Origin of the sequence: Carnobacterium iners (assembly GCF_900177385.1) — a bacterium.
In the GTDB taxonomy this organism is placed as follows: domain Bacteria; phylum Bacillota; class Bacilli; order Lactobacillales; family Carnobacteriaceae; genus Carnobacterium_A; species Carnobacterium_A iners.
This window is the reverse complement of record NZ_FXBJ01000002.1, coordinates 1,920,761-1,939,911: the sequence shown is the minus strand read 5'-3', so window position 1 is coordinate 1,939,911 and position 19,151 is coordinate 1,920,761. Positions and strand designations below refer to the sequence as shown.

The window sequence follows — 19,151 nt, the reverse complement described above, 5'->3', positions numbered from 1 at the left end:
TGTGAATAAATGCGTAGATACTTGACTACTATACAAAATAAAATGGGGAAATTCTATATCCCTATCTTACTACTCATTTTTTCTATTGCTCTTTTCTTTATTTTATATAGCAATTTGAAACCAAGAGTACTAGATATCAAGCTTTATCAAGTTTCTAATGAAACAATTCGTGCTCAGTCAACTGTTGAAGATTTAGAAAAAACGATTGAAAATAAACAGACAGCAGCTGATAATGTTGCTCCAGTTTACTCTTATAAAGCTGACTTAAATGGTATTCAAACAGAAAAAATCCATTTATTGTTTGCGATTATTAAAGAAGCTAATAAATTAGCAGAAGAGCAGTTTCAAGAAGTAGTAAAAGATGAGAAAAGTAAAGCAGATTCAAATGAAAAAGAAGAAAATAAAACAGCAAGTGTCGCGGCAAAAAGATTAACACCAAAAGAAAAACTCACTCTATTTAATGCTAAATTAATAAATAACGATGAGGAAACAAAAGAATTTGTCAATTCATTGCCTGAGTGGTCTGTTCTTGAATTGCTTGGGGCAACTGAAGAAATAGCGATTCAAATTGAAAAAGCAACGACAAAAACTCTTTCTGATGTAATGTCTGTTTCTATTAGAGTTGACGAACTTAGTAAAAAAAAGCAAGAGGCTATCGCTAGTTTAGATTATTGGGAATTTACTGCTGACCAACAGCGAGTAGCCAGCTTAATTTTAGATAATTCTTTAATTGAAAACAATGTTTATAACGAGCAAGTAACAGAAAAGCAACGTGAAAGTGCGAAAGCTTCTGTTCAGCCTGCATTAATCTTACAAGGCCAAGTAATCGTACAAGAAGGACATGTCGTTGATAGTAATGTTATAAAACAAGTTAAATTACTTGGTTTACTGGATAACAAATCTTCCTATCATCTTTTTTACAGTTTATTTTTAATCCTATTAGCACAAGCACTAGTTTTGTTTTATTTAGGAAGGACAAAAAAAGATTCTTTGTTAAAAAAAGGTCAGGAACTAACCTTGTATGCATTAATAATGACTAGCACACTACTAGTTTTAAAAGCTCTCTCGTTAATGCAAGAATCAGGATTAGCCAATATCAGTCTTTTATTTCCAGCTGCGTTAGCTCCGATATTGTTAACAACATTTAGTTCTAGAAGATATGGTATTGTTTCAAATGGATTTTTAGTGGCATTTTCTCTGTTTTTATTTAGAGAAAATACCGGTTCAAATAGTACCTTTATTTTATCTTTATTTTATTTATTTAGTGGTATGATGGGGACAATGATAACAAAGAAAAGAATTGTTGATCAATTTTTAAATACATTTATGTGGGTATCCTTTTTTAATGCGCTATTTATCGGTTCACTTATTTTCTACTTGAATTTATCGTTTTTCTCTAGTGACTCTATCTTGATTAACTTATTTGCATTAGGGAGTGGATTAATTTCGTACTTTTTAGCGATTTTATTTTCACCTTATCTCGAATTATTGTTTACAGATAATGCGGTATTAACTTTAATGAAATTAGAAAATCCTACGAATCCTTTGTTGAAAGAACTCGTCACAAAAACACCAGGTACATACCATCATAGTTTAATGGTTGCCAATTTAAGCGCGAACGCTGTAGGGGCAATAGGTGGCGATGCTTTATTTGCAAGAGTCGCTTGCTATTATCATGATGTGGGTAAATTAAGGCATTCTCTTTTCTTTGTCGAAAACTTATCTTCAGGTATGGATAATCCGCATAACTTATTAACACCTTATGAAAGTAGAGACATTATTTTTGGACATGTCAGTGAAGGGGTAAAGATATTAAAAGAAGCAAAAATGCCGCAATCGATTATTGATATTTGTGCTCAACACCATGGAACAACGCTAATGAAGTTCTTTTATATTAAAGCAAAAGAATTAGATGAAACTGTTCAAGAGTCAGATTTTAGGTATCCAGGACCAAAACCGCAATCAAAAGAAGCCGCTGTCATTAATATAGCAGACAGTGCAGAAGCAGCTGTTCGTTCAATGACAAAGCCGACAAAAGTAACGATAGAGTGTTTTATTCATCAACTAATTAATAGTCGAATGACTGATGGGCAGTTTGATGAGTGCACAATTTCTATCAAAGAATTAAAAATAGTAGAAAAATCTATCTGTGAAGGACTAAATGGTACGTTTCATTCTAGGATTGAATACCCAAGTTTAGAAGATAAAAACTTGAATAAAGGCGATGCATAATTTTTCTATTGCACTTAGGAGGCACAATACAACATGGAAATAGACTTGTTTGATGAAACAAATAAAATTACGATAGAACAAAAAGAAATGGTTCAAGCTATTTTAGATTTTTCTGGAGATTATATTCATTTAGAAAAAGAAACTGAATTATCCATTTTATTTGTCGACAATGAAAAAATCCAAGAGATTAATCGAGAATTTCGTTCCAAAGATCAACCAACAGATGTTATTAGTTTTGCTCTTGAAGATGAGGTTGAAAATGATTTTATCTTAAATCTAGCCGATTTTGAAGGGGTAGTACCTAGAAATATTGGGGATATTGTCATCTCAGTTGATAAAGCAATAGAACAGGCTAATGAGTATGGGCATTCACTTAATCGTGAGTTAGGTTTTCTTGCTCTTCATGGTTTCTTACATTTAAATGGTTACAATCATATGGAGCCAGTTGAAGAAAAAGAAATGTTCGGCTTGCAGAAAGAGATATTAGATGCCTATGGACTCGAAAGATAATAGAGGTGCGTGCAAAAACTCATGCTTTATCGATTCTTTTAAATATGCTTTCAAAGGTATTCAAACGGTATTCCAAGAAGAACGAAATATGCGCACCCATCTCATTTTAGGGATTATTACTCTCTTTATTTCTTGGTTTCTAGGAATTGAAAAAAATGAATGGCTATGGATCATACTAAGTATTTTTTTGGTTTTAGTTATGGAAATTTTAAATACGATTATTGAAAATGTTGTTGATTTAATAACAGAGAATCACTATCATCCATTAGCAAAAAAAGCGAAAGATATGGCTGCAGCGGCTGTTTTAAGCACGGCATGTTTTTCAATTGTTACGGCGACTATTATTTTTTTACCTAAAATTTTCATATTACTTACTTGAAAAGGAGAATTAAATCATGACAACTAATAAACAGGTAACCCAACAATTAATAAAAGAGGCAACAGAAATGTTAGAGAACGCTTACGTGCCTTATTCAAAATTTCCAGTAGGTGCATCTCTCATAACAGATGATGGAATAATCTATAGTGGCTGTAATATTGAGAATGCTTCCTATGGTCTAAGTAATTGCGCAGAACGGACAGCCATTTTTAAAGCTGTTTCTGAAGGGAAGAAGTCATTTAAACAGTTAGTTGTAACAGGTAGAACAACTGGACCTATTTCTCCTTGTGGCGCATGTAGACAAGTTATGGTAGAATTCTGTGAGCCGGATATGCCAGTATTGTTAACAAATACAAACGGAGATAAATATGAGACGACAGTAAAAGAACTTTTACCTGGGGCGTTTCAATCGGAGGATATGGTTTAATGGAAAATAATAAAGAGCATACATCAGGATTCGTTTCAATTGTGGGACGTCCAAATGTAGGTAAATCAACTTTACTAAATAGAGTAGTAGGCCAAAAGATTGCGATTATGAGCGATAAAGCTCAAACGACGAGAAATAAAATTCAAGGAATTTACACAACGGATGATTCGCAAATCGTTTTTATTGATACTCCAGGAATTCATAAGCCTAAACATCGCTTAGGTGATTTCATGGTAGAATCTGCATTAAGTAGTCTAAGAGGAGTCGATACGATTCTTTTTATGGTCAGCGCAGTCGAAAAACGTGGTCCTGGAGATAACTTTATTATTGATAAATTAAAAGAACAAAAAACACCCGTCTTTTTATTGATTAATAAAATCGACGAAATTCATCCAGATAAATTACTTGAAATCATTGATGATTACCGGACAGAAATGGATTTTGAACAAATCATTCCAATTTCAGCTACCCAAGGAAATAATGTCGACACATTGCTTTCTGAGATCCTCAAGTATTTACCTGAAGGACCTCAGTTCTATCCAGAAGATCAAGTAACGGATCACCCGGAATACTTTATTGTTTCTGAATTGATACGTGAAAAAGTATTGCAATTAACACGTGAAGAAGTACCTCATTCAGTTGCAGTAGTTGTTGAAAGTATGCAAAGAAATGAGCTTGGAAAAGTTCAAGTACATGCAGCAGTGATTGTTGAACGATCTAGTCAAAAAGGGATTATTATTGGTAAAGGTGGCAAGATGCTAAAAGATATTGGCATTCGTGCTCGTCGTGATATTGAAGTGCTCCTTGGCGATAAAATTTATTTAGATCTTTGGGTAAAAGTACAAAAAGATTGGCGTGATCGTCAAACAAACTTACAAGATTTTGGTTACCGTAAAGAAGATTATTAATTAGTTTTGAATGGAATGAAGAGAAATCTCACTTATTTTAGTGAGATTTTATTTTCTATTTCATTTATCAGCTAGAGTTTAAAGTTAAGAAAGGAGTAGGTAGCTTGTCAGAATTACAAGAAACAGAAGGGATTGTTATCTCAATCCGTAATTACCGAGAAAGTGATCGACTTGTTAAAATTTTTACATCCCAACTTGGTAAAAGAATGTTTTTTATCAAAGGTTCTCGAAAATCAAATAGTAATTTGAAAGCTGCTGTACTTCCTTTCACTATGGCAACCTATATAACTGATATTAAAGATACCGGTCTTGGATTTATTCGTGATGCCAAGGACTTAATCCATTTAAATCAGTTGCATACGGATATTTTTTTAAATGCATATGCTACTTATATATTGAGCTTAGTTGACGTAGCAATTGAGGATGGTGTGTCTGATCCAACGTTATTTCATAAAGCGAAACAATTACTTATAGAAATAGACAATGGGACAGATCCTGAAATTTTAGTTAATATTTTTGAAGTTCAAATTTTACCTTATTTTGGAGTTGCGCCTGAATGGCGAGGTTGTCGCGAATGTGGTGAAACGACGGGTCTATTTGATTATTCAGGAAGCTACGGTGGCTTGCTTTGTCAAAAACATTGGGACTTAGACAAATATCGTTACCATGCGAGTCAAAGAGCGATTTATTTTTTACGTTTATTTTCAGTAGTTTCAATGGATCACTTAGGAACAATTAAAGTAAAAGATGAAACAAAAAAAGAAATTAGAGTTGTTTTGGATATGATTTATGATGAATCCGTTGGGATAAAATTAAAAAGTAAGCGATTTATTGATCAAATGTATCAATGGGGCGATTTACTATTAGATAGAAAGCCAAATCCGACAGATTAAATATGTTAGATTTTTAAAAGAAAGGATTGACAAACGTTTCTCTAGAGAGATATGATAGTGTCAATAGAATAAAACAGCGTAGAAAGAAAAAAGTAGATTTTATGCTCTTGTTTTTAGCGAATCTGGGATAGTGAAAGCCAGAACGAGAGAGAAATCGAAAGGCATTCTGGAGCTGTCCAATAAAGATGCTAGTAGTTATATACTGGAATTAGGGTGGAACCGCGATGAAAGTCGTCCCTATGTTGATAATTATCAACATAGGGACGACTTTTTTATTTTATATTAAATAACTAAAAGGAGTGTTTTAAATGAAAAAAGAGCCGTTGACATTTCAAGAAATTATTCTAACATTACAAAATTACTGGTCAGATAAGGGTTGCTTATTAATGCAATCTTATGATACTGAAAAAGGAGCTGGAACGATGAGTCCTTATACTTTTTTAAGAGCTATTGGACCAGAACCATGGAATGCAGCTTACGTGGAACCTTCAAGACGTCCAGGCGACGGCCGTTATGGAGAAAATCCTAACCGCTTATTTCAACATCACCAATTTCAAGTTGTCATGAAACCTTCACCAAAAAATATTCAAGAACTTTATTTAGATAGTCTAGTTCTCTTAGGTATTGATCCATTAAAACATGATATTCGATTTGTTGAAGACAACTGGGAAAACCCTTCAATGGGCTGTGCAGGTTTAGGTTGGGAAGTTTGGCTTGATGGAATGGAAATCACGCAATTCACTTATTTTCAACAAGTTGGCGGATTAGACTGTTTCCCTGTCACTAGTGAACTAACTTATGGCTTAGAACGCTTGGCTTCTTATATACAAGAAGTAGATAGTGTTTACGATATTCAGTGGACAAAAGGAGTGAAATACGGGGAAATTTTCATTCAGCCCGAATACGAACACTCTAAATATGCGTTTGAAAATAGCAATCAAGAATTATTATTGCACCTATTTGAAGACTACGAAAAAGAAGCTACTGTTCAAATTGAAGCGGGTTTAGTTCATCCAGCATACGATTATGTTTTAAAATGTAGCCATACCTTTAATTTATTAGATGCACGAGGAGCGGTTTCGGTTACTGAACGAGCTGGTTACTTAGCCCGCATTCGTAAGATGGCACGAGCTATCGCACTTGCTTTTGTTACTGAACGAGAAAAACTTGGTTATCCATTGCTAAAAGATCATCTAAATTTAACTGAGGAGGTAAAATAATATGACTAAAAATTTACTGTTAGAAATTGGCTTAGAAGAAATACCCGCTCATATTGTAGCACCAAGTAGGCTGCAATTAGTTGAAAGAATGAAGCAGTTTCTAGACGAGAATAGACTCAGCTATGGCGAAATTTTGCCTTTTTCTACGCCTAGAAGATTAGCAGTTATTATTAAAGACCTTTCTGAAAGGCAAGAAGATATTGAAGAATCAGCTAAGGGACCAGCTAAAAAAATCGCACTAGACGCACAAGGAAATTGGAGTAAAGCGGCTATAGGATTTGTTCGTGGACAAAAGTTAACTGTAGAGGATATTTATTTTAAAGAAATAAATGGGATAGAGTATGTCCATGTAGACAAGTTTATTGAGGGATTGCCAGCGAAATCTATCTTAACAAATTTAGATAAACTTATTACAGCAATGACGTTTCCAGTAAGTATGAACTGGGCTGATTATCATTTTAACTACATTAGACCTATTCACTGGATTACAGCGATGTTGGATGATGAAATTATTCCGTTCACTTTATTAGATATTAAAACGTCTAATACTAGTAGAGGTCATCGCTTCTTAGGAAAAGATGTTGCCTTTAAAACAGCATTAGATTATGAACAGGTATTAGAAAAAGTGTTTGTTATTGCTGATAGCGATAAACGTCAACATATGATAGTCTCCCAAATTGACGCTATCGCAAAAGAACACGACTGGGCTGTTTCAATCGTTCCAGATTTGTTAGAAGAAATCAATAATTTAGTCGAATACCCTACAGCTTTTTATGGCAATTATAATCCAGCTTATTTAGAAATACCGGAAGAAATATTAATTACTTCTATGAGAGATCACCAAAGATATATAGATGTTGCTGATTATGCTGGGAACTTATTGCCTTACTTTATTTCTGTTCGAAACGGAAATGCTGAGTTTATTAATAATGTTGTTAGAGGAAATGAAAAAGTCTTAACTGCTCGATTAGAAGATGGTTTATTTTTCTATAAAGAAGATAAAAAATTAACGATTGAAACGTGTGTGGAACAATTAAAACAAGTAACCTTCCATGAAAAAATTGGATCTGTATATGAAAAAATGCAACGTGTTCGTTCTTTTGCAGCCATTATCGGAAAAACAGTTGGTTTAACTGGCGAAGAACAGATTAGTTTAAATCGTGCAGCAGAAATATATAAATTTGACTTGGTCACAAATATTGTTGGAGAGTTTCCAGAATTGCAAGGAGTAATGGGAGAAAAATATGCCTTGTTGCAAGGCGAAACACCTGCTGTAGCAACAGCGATACGCGAACACTATTTACCCATCTCAAGTGACGGTGACTTACCTAAGAGCTCAATTGGTGCTGTGTTAGCTTTAGCAGATAAGCTAGAAAGTATGATGTCTTTCTTTGCGATTGGAAAAGTCCCAACAGGTTCTAATGATCCCTTTGCTTTAAGGCGCCAAGCTTATGGATTAGTTCGCATTGTAGAGAATGAAAATTGGTTCTTCCCAATGAATACACTTAGAAGAGATATTCTTAGTACTTTATCCTCTGACTCAAATTCTTTACTATCTGGTTACGAAAAGAGCAGTTCAGAATTAGTTGATTTTATAAAAGCTCGCTTGCAACAATTTATGCGTAATGAAAAAATACGCTACGATGTTATTGAAGCAGCTCTAAATTCAGATCAAGAAAATTTAGTCGATATGCTTGGAGCTGGTCGTGAATTAGAAAAACACGTAGCAGATCATTCATTTAAACTAACAATTGAATCCTTAACACGTGTGCTAAACTTAGCTAGAAAAAATAAAGAGAAGATTGATTCAGTAAATCAAAAAATAGATAAAGCACTATTTGAAACAGATTCTGAGATAAATTTAGCAAACCAAATTGAAAAAATAAGTGTTGATTTCAGTACATTAGAAACACAAGAAAAATTCAGAGAATTAAAAAGTTTACAACCTTATATTGATGCTTTCTTCGATGAAAATATGGTCATGACAGATAATGAGGCTGTTAGAAATAATCGCTTATCTTTACTGAGCCAAATTGCTCTATTTACTCTTTCCTTTGCAAGTATAGATAAGTTAGTCGTTAAATAAAAATGCAGGCATTAATTTTTGCTTATCCTCCCACTAGAGATAAATTTTCTTTAGTGGGAGTTCTGTTTAGTTGGGTTTAACTCTTTTAATAAGATGAAAAGCTAAATAACGTAATTAGGTTAATGTTATCGGACTATCTTGTTTCACAAGTAATAAATGAAGTGAAATCTTAATACTATGAAAATGAGTCAATTACTTGAAGATAGACTTAATTTATTAAAAGAATAAGTTGCGTAAGCAGAAGGACTACGATTTTGCCTTTCATTTAATCTGCTTGTTGCTTATAATAGATAAAGTAATGAATAGATGAGGATTTCATGTTAAAACAGTTTTTTAGTTATTATCGCCCTTATAAAAAGTTATTCTATCTTGATTTTGGTTGCGCTATTTTAGCTGCAACATTAGAATTGGCCTTTCCGGTTGTTGTCAATCGTGTGATTAATCGCTTATTACCTTCGGGAAATTGGTCATTAATTGTTATCGTATCGCTTTTACTTTTACTTTTATATATGGTGAATACGGTACTACAGTACATAGTTGTTTATTTTGGCCATACATTAGGCGTTAACATTGAAACAGATATGCGTCGAGAACTTTATTCTCACCTCCAAAAACAACCGTTTGGCTATTATGATAATAAAAAAACAGGTAAGTTGATGGCACGGTTAACAACGGATTTATTTGAAATATCAGAAGTTGCTCATCATGGACCGGAAGATATTTTTATTACATTGATTACTTTAATAGGGGCTTTTGGTATCATGTTAACCATTCATGTCAAATTAGCCATTGCAACTTTTATTATGATTCCGTTCATTATGATTGCCTTGATTATTTTTAATAAAAAAATGACTCATGTTAATATCGAAATTTTTCGAAATTTAGGAAATTTTAATGCTGGAATTGAAGCTTCTGTAAGTGGTATTCGCGAAGTGCAAGCTTTCGCTAATGAAAAATATGAAGCCGGACGTTTTGAAATGTTAAATCAAACGTATCGAAAATCAAAAATATTATTTTACAAAATGATGGGCATTAGTTCTTCTTATAATTATTTTTTAATTCGCTTAATTAATTTATTTGCGTTATTTTTTGGAGCGTTTTATACAATTAGAGGAGAGATTAATTATGGAGAATTTGTTGCATTTATTTTATTAGCTAACATATTTGTTCGTCCAATTGAAAAAGTGAATACAATGATTGAAAGTTACCCTAAAGGTATAGCAGGTTTCAAACGTTTCCGAGAAGAGTTAGGTAAAAAGCCTAGCATCCAAGATAAGTTAGACGCAAAAGACTTACCACCGGTAGAAGGTACGATTCAATATAAGAATGTGTCATTTTGGTATGATTCAACAAATAAAGTTTTAGAGCGTATTGATTTATCTATTACTCAAGGAGAGACAATTGCTTTTGTTGGACCAAGTGGAGCAGGTAAGACAACTATTTGTAACTTATTGCCTCGTTTTTATGAGATAAATGAAGGCGAAATTTTAATTGATGGAATAAATATTCAAGATGTAACCATGCAGTCATTAAGAAAACAAATCGGTATCGTTCAACAGGATGTCTTTTTATTTCCAGGAAGTCTTCGAGAAAACATTCGATACGGTAAATTGGATGCGAGTGAAGAGGAGATAACAGAAGTAGTTCGCTTGGCGCATCTAGAACAAGTCGTTTTAGACATGCCTGAAGGATTGGATACGATTATTGGAGAACGTGGCGTTAAATTATCTGGAGGACAAAAACAGCGTGTATCAATTGCTCGAATGTTTTTGAAAAATCCCGCCATTTTGATACTAGACGAGGCTACTTCAGCACTGGATACTGAAACAGAACAAGCTATTCAAGGTTCATTAAACTCATTATCAGCTGGTAGAACAACTCTTATTATTGCACATCGTCTAGCGACAATTAAGCATGCGACAAGAATTGTTGTTGTAAATGAGACAGGAATAGCTGAAGAGGGTAGCCATAAAGAATTAATGGCCTTAGATGGAACCTACCGTCGTCTTTATGAAGCTCAATTCTTAAACTAAGTTATTTTTTAAATCAATAAAGAGAGAAAAGTTGCTTTTTTAAAGTTGAAAGGAATGGGAATATGGAGCCTATTAAAAGAAGAAATAAAATTGTTGCAGCGTTACAAAAGGCAAAAGAGCCAATAAGCGCTTCAGTATTAGCAAAAAAATTAGCGGTTAGTCGCCAAATCATTGTTGGCGATGTTGCTTTAATTAGAGCAACAGGAATTGATATTACAGCAACACCCAAAGGATACGTTTTAAATAGTAAAGAGAGTCCTGATGATCGTTATATACGAAAAATTGCTTGTGTACATCAACTTGATGAAACTCAGAAAGAATTGTATGCAATAGTGGATAATGGTGGAGAGCTGCTAGATGTCATTGTAGAGCACCCAGTTTATGGCGAGTTAAAAGGACAATTGAATATTGGCTCACGACATGATGCAGATCAATTTCTTCAAAAAATTACAAGTTTAAAAGCAAACCTATTATCAGGCTTAACAAAAGGCATTCACTTGCATACGATTGCCTGTAAAGATGAATTTGTCTTTAACAAAATCATTCAACAATTATCTTCTGAAAACTTATTGTATCAAGACTAAAAGAGTGTCTTGACATCTTTTTTTATTCGGTTATACTATATTGGTAGAGGTGTCTTGACACCTAGGCGATTATAACCAATTGGAGATGTTCTTATGCAAAAAAAAAGTGTCCATAGATTAACAATATCGGCTTTACTAATAGCAATCGGCATTATGATTCCTATTGTTTCACCTGTTAAAATTATTTTAGAACCTGCTTCTTTTACGTTAGGAAGTCATGTAGCAATCTTTATTGCTTTATTTATATCACCAGCTATTGCAGTTTTTGTGGCATTAGGTACAGCTGTTGGCTTTATGATTAGTGGATTTCCTTTAATTGTTGCGTTAAGAGCTTTAACTCATGTGATATTTGCTCTAGTAGGAGCTTTTTGGGTACAAAGACACCCGGAAATAATAGAGAAGCCATTGAAAGCTCAATTTTTCTCTTTTATTATCGGTGTAGTTCATGCGCTAGCAGAAGTAGCAGTCGTTTCTCTCTTTTATTTTGGTGGAAATGTAACGGATACGTACTATAACCAAGGATTCTTACAATCTGTTTTTCTGATGGTAGGCATTGGGACAGTGATACACAGCATGATTGATTTCGGTATTGCTTCTGTTATTTGGAAGTCATTGAATAGAAGAAAAAGTTTTAGTACCTCTATTACGAAAGTTAAAAACTAAAAGGGGCTAATTAGTTGTTTGTCCCTTTTTTTTATGGTATAATTAAATTTGAATATTTCTGTCTACAGACAATGGAAAAACTGAGTCGCACTGATTTATTTAGTGCGGCTCTTACCACCTTGCAGAGAGAGTCAGAAAGTACGTTTTAATTGACTAAAGAGGTGAATGGTTTGGCAACAAGGATTCCTGAAGAAATGGTTAATAAAATCAGGCAAGAAACCAATATTACAGATATTGTTAGTCAGTACGTACAACTTAAAAAAAAGGGAAAGAATTTTTTTGGTTTTTGTCCGTTTCATGATGAGCGAACACCCTCATTTTCTGTGACAGAAGAAAAACAGATTTTTCATTGTTTTAGTTGCGGTCGAGGAGGAAATGTTTACTCGTTTTTGATGGAAGTCGATGGATTAAGTTTTCCAGAGGCTGTATTGAAGACAGCTGAACTAAGTCAGATTGAAGTTGATCAAACTTTATTTAATGGGGGACAAACAAACTCACAAAATAAAGATTCTAAAAAAGACTTTCTTCTCAAAATCCATGAAGAGAGTCTTGAATTATTCCATCACATCTTGTTGCAAACAACTGCTGGTGAAAAAGCTTTGGCTTATCTGTTGAAAAGGGGATTAACACAAGAAACCATTGAAACATTTGGTATCGGATTTGCTCCATATGAGCGTACCTTATTGCAACAATATTTAGTTGGTAAAGACTATTCAAAAGAGTTGTTAAGCGAAACGGGCTTATTTGTTGAAAAAGAAAATGGCGATCTACTAGATCGTTTTTCCAATCGAATTGTATTTCCTATCCGCAATCAACAAGGAAAAGTTGTTGGTTTTTCTGGGAGGTTATTTGAGGCCTCAGACTTCGAAACAGGGCCCAAATACTTAAACAGTCCTGAGACCTATCTTTTTAACAAGCGAAATGTCTTATTTAATTTTGACAAGGCGCGCCCTGCTGTTAGACGAGAAAAAGAGGTTATTCTATTTGAAGGCTTCATGGATGTTATTGCTGCTTGGCAAGTAGGGATACAAAATGGGGTTGCTTCAATGGGAACTAGTCTGACAAATGAACAAATTCATATGCTCGGACGAATAACAGATCAAGTGTTGGTTGCTTATGATGGTGATGATGCAGGTATTGAGGCTGCTAAACGTGCAGCTGATTTATTAATAGATCAAACAGATTTTGATTTAGCTATTTTATCTTTTCCTGAAGGTATGGATCCCGATGATTTTATTAAAGAAAAAGGAGCACCAGCCTTTAAAGAACTTATTTCTCACGGAAGAGATACCTTATTTAGTTTCAAAATGAACTACTATCGTCGTGATATGAATTTGAAAAATGAAAGTGAGCGGCTTGGGTATATTGAAAAAATATTAACCGAAATGTTGACTATTACTTCTGCGGTTGAACGAGAAATGTACATGAAGCAACTAGCAGCTGAATTTGATATCTCAATTGATTCTTTAAACGAGCAGTTTCAACAACGTTTTTATAAACAACAAAAGAAACGTGCTAAAGAGCCCAAAAGGACGCTACCGATTCCAGAGGTTCGCTCTACAACTTTTCCTCAAGTTCACAATCAAAGAGGGAAATTGGATTCAATAGAACGAGCGGAACAATTATTACTTAATCGCTTATTTCATTTCGAAGAAGTTAGAATCCAACTCAAAAATTTACCAGAAGAATTTCATTTTGTGCATGACGATTATCAATTGGTGTATTTGTACTATGAAAACTTTCAAGAACATGCAGAGCATGCTTTATCAGATACTTCCATCGAGGCTTTTATTGATTTTGTAAAAGAAACACATTTAAAAAATAAAATCGTTGAAATCGAGTTTCAATCTCTTGGTGTGGAGGTTGTTCCACAAGAAATTAAAGATTATATTGATGTTATCTCAAGAAAGGCATTGTTAGAATCAAAACTGAAACAAGCAAAAGACGAAATGACTGAGGCTGCTAAAAAAGGTGACCAATCTCAATTAAGAGTATTAATGATTGAGATTGTCAATCTATCCCGTATGTTAAAAAATGGGTAGTAAAAAAAGTGAGATTGAAAAAGGGGAGGCATTTTTTATGGCTGAAGAAAAAAAAGTACCAACATTATCTTATAAGGATGCAGTAAAGACATTTATTAAAGAATTTAAACCTAGTGGAACGGTTCATTATGATGAATTAACAAATACATTAGCTACACCTTATACATTGGACGCAGATAAAATGGATGCACTTATCCAGCAAGTCGAAGACAGTGGAATTGGTGTTGTAGGAGATGACGGCGGTCCAACTGTTCGCCAAATGTTAGCTAAAGAACGTAAAGAAGAAGCTGAAAAACCAGAAGACCTAACCGCTCCTCCGGGTGTGAAAATCAATGACCCCGTTCGTATGTATTTAAAAGAAATTGGTCGAGTGAATTTATTAACTGCTGCAGAAGAGGTTATGCTAGCTAAAAAAATCGAAGTTGGCGATCAAGAAGCTAAGCAACGTTTAGCAGAAGCAAACTTGAGATTGGTTGTTAGTATTGCGAAACGGTATGTAGGTCGTGGAATGCAGTTCTTAGATCTTATCCAAGAAGGTAATATGGGCTTAATGAAAGCTGTAGAAAAATTTGATTACACCAAAGGCTTTAAATTTTCAACTTATGCTACTTGGTGGATTCGTCAAGCGATTACACGTGCTATCGCTGACCAAGCACGTACGATTCGTATTCCAGTGCACATGGTTGAAACAATCAATAAACTGATTCGTATCCAACGCCAGTTGTTACAAGACTTAGGAAGAGAGCCAACACCTGAAGAAATTGGTGCCGAAATGGATCTTCCAACAGAAAAAGTACGTGAAATTTTAAAAATTGCTCAAGAACCAGTTTCGCTAGAAACACCAATTGGTGAAGAAGATGATTCTCACTTAGGCGACTTTATTGAAGATCACGATGCAACTAGCCCAGCAGAAAATGCCGCTTATGAACTTCTGAAAGAACAACTTGAAGATGTTTTAGATACTTTAACTGATCGTGAAGAAAATGTTTTACGTTTACGCTTTGGTCTTGATGACGGGCGTACAAGAACACTGGAAGAAGTTGGTAAAGTGTTTGGTGTAACGCGCGAGCGTATTCGCCAAATAGAAGCTAAAGCATTACGCAAATTGCGTCACCCAAGTCGTTCAAAACAATTGAAAGACTTCTTAGAATAAACTTATTTTAAAAAACCAAGCCGATAGTTTTTTCTATTTGCTTGGTTTTTTTGTTTAAACATATTAAAGCAAGGTTTCAAAAAAACTGTTATAATACTTAGGTAGGATAGTTTGAGAGGATGAGAATATATGTTATCGTTTGAGGAAAAAAAAGCTTTATTTGATGAGTATAAAGAATTAACCGCTGTGCCTGTTTCATTAAATAGAACCAATTATCATTTTGAAAGCAGCGCAGTTGATAAAACAACGGTCGTTCGTTATCTTCATCAAAACGGAAATGCGCTTATTTATGCTGGATACTTACCTAAAGAAGAAACCATTAAAGGGTATATTTCAGTCTTAGATGCTGATGAAAAGAATATTAGACGTTTACTAGATAAAGCCATCATTTTTTTGAAAAAAACAGAAGATGGTTACGAAGAAGGATACTCTGAATTATGGTTTGATCAAAATGGTGATGTCTTACGTTTAGTATATGATAACCCAATGTGGTCTGTTAATTTACCAGATGGCAAAATGGAGGCTATCTTTAAAACAAAAGAAGCTGCAGAAGGTTATTTATTAGATGAAGCATTCTTTAGAAATTAATTTTATAACGAAAGAAGTGACAGAGAGTTAATGAAGCTAAAACAACTATCATTGCGCTTAGAAGGAGCGGCTAGTTATGTCCCTGAAGGTTCACGCTTAGCCGATATTGGATCAGATCATGCCTATCTTCCCTGTGTCCTAGCAGTGGAAGGTAAGATTAAGTTTGCTGTTGCTGGTGAGATTATTGAAGGGCCATTTAGAATTGCCGAAAATCAAGTCAAACGACTGAAGTTACAAAACGAAGTAGTTGTTCGATTGGGAGATGGACTAAACGTTATTAATCCTGAAATAGACCGAATTTCTGCGATTACGATTTGTGGTATGGGCGGTGTACTCATTGCTACTATCTTAGATGAAGGTTATCAAATCGGGAAATTAACCGGTAAAGAGAGATTAATTTTACAGGCTAATAAAGATGAGTCTGATTTAAGAACCTGGCTAATCGAACACCAATATCAAATCATTGCAGAAGAATTAATTGAAGAAAACAGTAAAATATATGAAATTATAGTGGCCGAAAAAGCTGCTGAATCATCAATTCCTTTTTTAGCAGAAGATATTGCTTTTGGTTTTCACTTGAGAAAAGAACGGTCTTTGCTATTTATAAAAAAATGGACAAGTGAATTGGCTAAAAATAAGCAAATACTCGTTGACTTACCTAAGTCTGCTACAGACCAATCTGAAAAAATACAAGCATTTACTATTAAAATTGCTGCTATAGAGGAGTTATTAAAATGAAAAGTATCTTAGGGTATGACTTGATTCAAAAGTTTGAAGAGTTTGCACCAACTTACTTAGCTGAAGAAGGCGATCCAGTTGGTTTAGCTATTGGAACGTTAAACAAATCAGTAAAAAAGATTTTAGTAACACTAGATGTGCGTCCTGAAGTCGTACAAGAAGCTATTTCAAAAAATATTGATTTAATTTTTGCTCACCATCCACCAATCTTCAGACCTGCAAAAAATCTAGTAACAGATGATCCGCAAATCAAAATGTATGCTGATTTGTTGAAAAATGATATTGCCGTTTATGTTGCTCATACAAACCTTGATGTAGCAACGAACGGGATGAATGCGTGGTTAGCAAAAGCGATTGGTATTACGGAGACTGAAATTATGTCAGTAATAAAGCGAGAGAAATACAAAAAATTAGTTGTTTTTGTTCCTCTAGCAAATAAGAATAAGATGATTCAAGCATTAACTCAAGCAGGAGCAGGAGAAATCGGACCTAACTATAAGGATTGTACTTATACCGTTGAAGGTACCGGAAGTTTTACTCCAGTGAATCAAGCGCAACCTCATATTGGTCAACTAAATGAAATAGCAGAAGTTGGCGAAGCTCGGATTGAAGTGATGTTCCCAGAACGGTTAACCGCTGAGATTGAAAAAGCTTTGTTCTCTGAGCACCCTTATGAAGAACCGGTTTACGACGTTTATACAATAGAAAATTACGTAGATCAATATGGATTAGGACGAGTAGGAAATTTGAAAGAGCCGGTAACTATTGAAGAATTTGCTAAAAAAATAAAAGATACCTTTAATGTTGCTGGATTACGCTACATTGCAAAAGATACTTCTAAGAAAATTCAACGCGTTGCTATATGTGGTGGAGATGCAGGCAAGCTTTATCCAGATGCTATCCATAAAGGTGCCGAAGTTTATATTACGGGAGATGTCTACTACCATGCTGGACACGATATGCTTGCATCTAATCTTAATGTCATCGACCCAGGACACCATATCGAAAGTATTTGTAAAAAAGAATTAGCTACTCTATTTACGAATTGGAGTAAAGAGATGGATTGGGATTTAGAAGTCATGCAATCAACTTTAAATACTGACCCGTATCGTTTTATCTAATGTTAAACACTAACTATAAAAAAATACGAGTAAAAGGAGTTTTTTATGTATAAAAATTTAGTTCCAAGATTCGTTCGCTATATTCAAACAGAAACTCGTTCTGATGAGACGAGTACTACTATTCCTTCCACACAAACTCAAGTCGTTTTTGCTAAAACATTAATGGCTGAATTAAAGGCTTTAGGTATGAGTGATGTTTCTTATAACGAAAAAAACGGGTATGTTACTGCAACTTTGTCATCCAATAGTGTTGAAAACGTTCCAACAATCGGCTTCATTGCTCATATGGATACAGCTGATTTCAATGCTGAAGACGTTCAGCCACAGTTTCATGAAAACTATGACGGAAATGCAATTGTGTTAAACCAAGAAAAGAATATCATTTTATCACCTAAAGATTTTCCTAATTTGAAAAATTATATTGGCAAAACATTAATTACTACAGATGGTTCTACTTTATTGGGAGCTGACGATAAAGCCGGTATTGCTGAAATTATGACAGCAATGGAAATTTTATTAGCTGATTCAACGATTAAACATGGTGCTGTTCGTGTAGCCTTTGGTCCTGATGAGGAAATTGGAATTGGTGCAGATCTTTTTGATGTGCCAGACTTTAATGCAGATTTTGCTTATACAATGGACGGTGGGCCTGTCGGAGAACTAGAATACGAAAGCTTTAATGCTGCTTCAGCTATTGTGAACATTCAGGGGAAAAATGTTCACCCAGGAACAGCAAAAGATACGATGATAAATGCCTTGAAACTTGGTTTAGCTTTTGACGCTGCTTTTCCTCAAGGTGAAGTTCCCGAAAAAACAAGTGGTCGAGAAGGATTTTTCCATTTATTAGGAATGACCGGTGAAGTAGAAGAAGCCAGAATGGAGTACATCATTCGAGATCATGATTGGACTAAATTTGAAGAACGTAAAGCTTTTATACAAAAAGTTGCAAAAGAATTAAATGAAGAAATAGGTGTTGAACGAATTTTTGTTGAGCTAAAAGATTCTTATTACAATATGGGTGAAATTATCGAAAAAGACATGACGGTTATTGACCTTGCTGAGCAAGCAATGAAAAACTTGAATATCAAACCGATTATTGAGCCAATTAGAGGCGGGACTGACGGCTCTAAGATTTCATTTATGGGATTACCAACACCTAACATATTCGCAGGTGGCGAAAACTTCCATGGTCGTTATGAATTCGTTGCAGTAGAAAGTATGCAAAAAGCAACAGATGTCATTGTTGAAATTGTTTCTTTAAATGCAAGAAATAAAGAGCAATGTTAACTTATTTAGTGGCGTATAGTGTTGCTTTAAACGGCTGGCTATTTATTTTGATGGGACTTGATAAAAAAAAGGCGCAACAACATAAATGGCGTATTCCCGAAAAAAGATTGCTAACACTCGGACTCGTTGGTGGAGGTTTAGGTGGCTTATTGGGTATGTATCTGTTTAGACACAAGACGAAAGAACTTAAATTTAAAGTAATCTATTCTTTAGGAGTAGTCGTACTACTTAGCGTCATTTTTTACTTTTTAGTTTTAAATTAATCTAGCTATATTAGTTTTTTATCA

18 protein-coding genes are annotated in these 19,151 nt (G+C 34.3%); all 18 read left to right on the top strand.

Annotated elements, in window-relative coordinates:
• Nucleotides 1-9: 9 nt before the first annotated feature.
• The 18 genes from B9Y54_RS09275 (at nucleotide 10) to B9Y54_RS09190 (ending at nucleotide 19,127) form a co-directional block, all read left to right on the top strand.
• The gene (locus tag B9Y54_RS09275) at nucleotides 10-2,232 is read left to right on the top strand and encodes an HD family phosphohydrolase (RefSeq protein ID WP_085559992.1); all 2,223 of its coding nucleotides are present in this window, start codon (nucleotides 10-12) and stop codon (nucleotides 2,230-2,232) included.
• Between the two features lie 33 nt (nucleotides 2,233-2,265).
• Nucleotides 2,266-2,742 (top strand): rRNA maturation RNase YbeY, encoded by a 477-nt coding sequence (ybeY, locus tag B9Y54_RS09270; RefSeq protein WP_085559991.1) that lies wholly within the window; start codon nucleotides 2,266-2,268, stop codon nucleotides 2,740-2,742.
• Nucleotides 2,720-3,121 carry a diacylglycerol kinase family protein gene (locus B9Y54_RS09265; RefSeq protein ID WP_085559990.1) on the top strand — a complete coding sequence of 134 codons (402 nt, stop codon included), beginning with the start codon at nucleotides 2,720-2,722 and terminating at the stop codon, nucleotides 3,119-3,121. The genes ybeY and B9Y54_RS09265 overlap by 23 nt, the downstream gene beginning before the upstream one ends.
• A gap of 16 nt (nucleotides 3,122-3,137) precedes the next feature.
• Entirely contained in the window at nucleotides 3,138-3,548 is a 411-nt protein-coding gene (locus tag B9Y54_RS09260; protein ID WP_085559989.1) for a cytidine deaminase, read from the top strand.
• Nucleotides 3,548-4,456 (top strand): GTPase Era, encoded by a 909-nt coding sequence (era, locus tag B9Y54_RS09255; RefSeq protein ID WP_085559988.1) that lies wholly within the window; start codon nucleotides 3,548-3,550, stop codon nucleotides 4,454-4,456. The genes B9Y54_RS09260 and era overlap by 1 nt, the downstream gene beginning before the upstream one ends.
• 104 nt (nucleotides 4,457-4,560) lie before the next feature.
• On the top strand, nucleotides 4,561-5,349 hold the full coding sequence (gene recO, locus B9Y54_RS09250) for a DNA repair protein RecO (protein WP_085559987.1): 789 nt from the start codon (nucleotides 4,561-4,563) through the stop codon (nucleotides 5,347-5,349).
• 308 nt (nucleotides 5,350-5,657) lie between these two features.
• Nucleotides 5,658-6,569: a glycine--tRNA ligase subunit alpha gene (gene glyQ, locus B9Y54_RS09245; RefSeq protein ID WP_085559986.1), complete on the top strand. Its 912-nt coding sequence runs from the start codon at nucleotides 5,658-5,660 to the stop codon at nucleotides 6,567-6,569.
• Between the two features lies 1 nt (nucleotide 6,570).
• Complete coding sequence (gene glyS / locus B9Y54_RS09240) at nucleotides 6,571-8,655, top strand: glycine--tRNA ligase subunit beta (protein WP_085559985.1); 2,085 nt, start codon at nucleotides 6,571-6,573, stop codon at nucleotides 8,653-8,655.
• Nucleotides 8,656-8,972: 317 nt separating this feature from the next.
• Complete coding sequence (locus B9Y54_RS09235; protein ID WP_085559984.1) at nucleotides 8,973-10,688, top strand: ABC transporter ATP-binding protein; 1,716 nt, start codon at nucleotides 8,973-8,975, stop codon at nucleotides 10,686-10,688.
• Nucleotides 10,689-10,750: 62 nt separating this feature from the next.
• Nucleotides 10,751-11,272 (top strand): transcription repressor NadR, encoded by a 522-nt coding sequence (locus B9Y54_RS09230; protein ID WP_085559983.1) that lies wholly within the window; start codon nucleotides 10,751-10,753, stop codon nucleotides 11,270-11,272.
• A 93-nt stretch (nucleotides 11,273-11,365) separates the two neighbouring features.
• Complete coding sequence (locus B9Y54_RS09225; RefSeq protein WP_085559982.1) at nucleotides 11,366-11,935, top strand: hypothetical protein; 570 nt, start codon at nucleotides 11,366-11,368, stop codon at nucleotides 11,933-11,935.
• Between the two features lie 170 nt (nucleotides 11,936-12,105).
• Nucleotides 12,106-13,977 carry a DNA primase gene (gene dnaG / locus B9Y54_RS09220; protein ID WP_085559981.1) on the top strand — a complete coding sequence of 624 codons (1,872 nt, stop codon included), beginning with the start codon at nucleotides 12,106-12,108 and terminating at the stop codon, nucleotides 13,975-13,977.
• 37 nt (nucleotides 13,978-14,014) lie between these two features.
• The gene (gene rpoD, locus B9Y54_RS09215; protein ID WP_085559980.1) at nucleotides 14,015-15,130 is read left to right on the top strand and encodes an RNA polymerase sigma factor RpoD; all 1,116 of its coding nucleotides are present in this window, start codon (nucleotides 14,015-14,017) and stop codon (nucleotides 15,128-15,130) included.
• Nucleotides 15,131-15,259: 129 nt separating this feature from the next.
• On the top strand, nucleotides 15,260-15,718 hold the full coding sequence (locus B9Y54_RS09210) for a hypothetical protein (protein WP_085559979.1): 459 nt from the start codon (nucleotides 15,260-15,262) through the stop codon (nucleotides 15,716-15,718).
• 30 nt (nucleotides 15,719-15,748) lie between these two features.
• Nucleotides 15,749-16,456: a tRNA (adenine(22)-N(1))-methyltransferase gene (locus tag B9Y54_RS09205; protein WP_085559978.1), complete on the top strand. Its 708-nt coding sequence runs from the start codon at nucleotides 15,749-15,751 to the stop codon at nucleotides 16,454-16,456.
• On the top strand, nucleotides 16,453-17,577 hold the full coding sequence (locus tag B9Y54_RS09200) for a Nif3-like dinuclear metal center hexameric protein (RefSeq protein WP_085559977.1): 1,125 nt from the start codon (nucleotides 16,453-16,455) through the stop codon (nucleotides 17,575-17,577). Before B9Y54_RS09205 ends, B9Y54_RS09200 begins: the two co-directional genes overlap by 4 nt.
• 45 nt (nucleotides 17,578-17,622) lie before the next feature.
• On the top strand, nucleotides 17,623-18,864 hold the full coding sequence (gene pepT, locus B9Y54_RS09195) for a peptidase T (RefSeq protein WP_085559976.1): 1,242 nt from the start codon (nucleotides 17,623-17,625) through the stop codon (nucleotides 18,862-18,864).
• Nucleotides 18,858-19,127 (top strand): DUF1294 domain-containing protein, encoded by a 270-nt coding sequence (locus B9Y54_RS09190; protein WP_085559975.1) that lies wholly within the window; start codon nucleotides 18,858-18,860, stop codon nucleotides 19,125-19,127. The genes pepT and B9Y54_RS09190 overlap by 7 nt, the downstream gene beginning before the upstream one ends.
• Nucleotides 19,128-19,151: the final 24 nt, after the last annotated feature.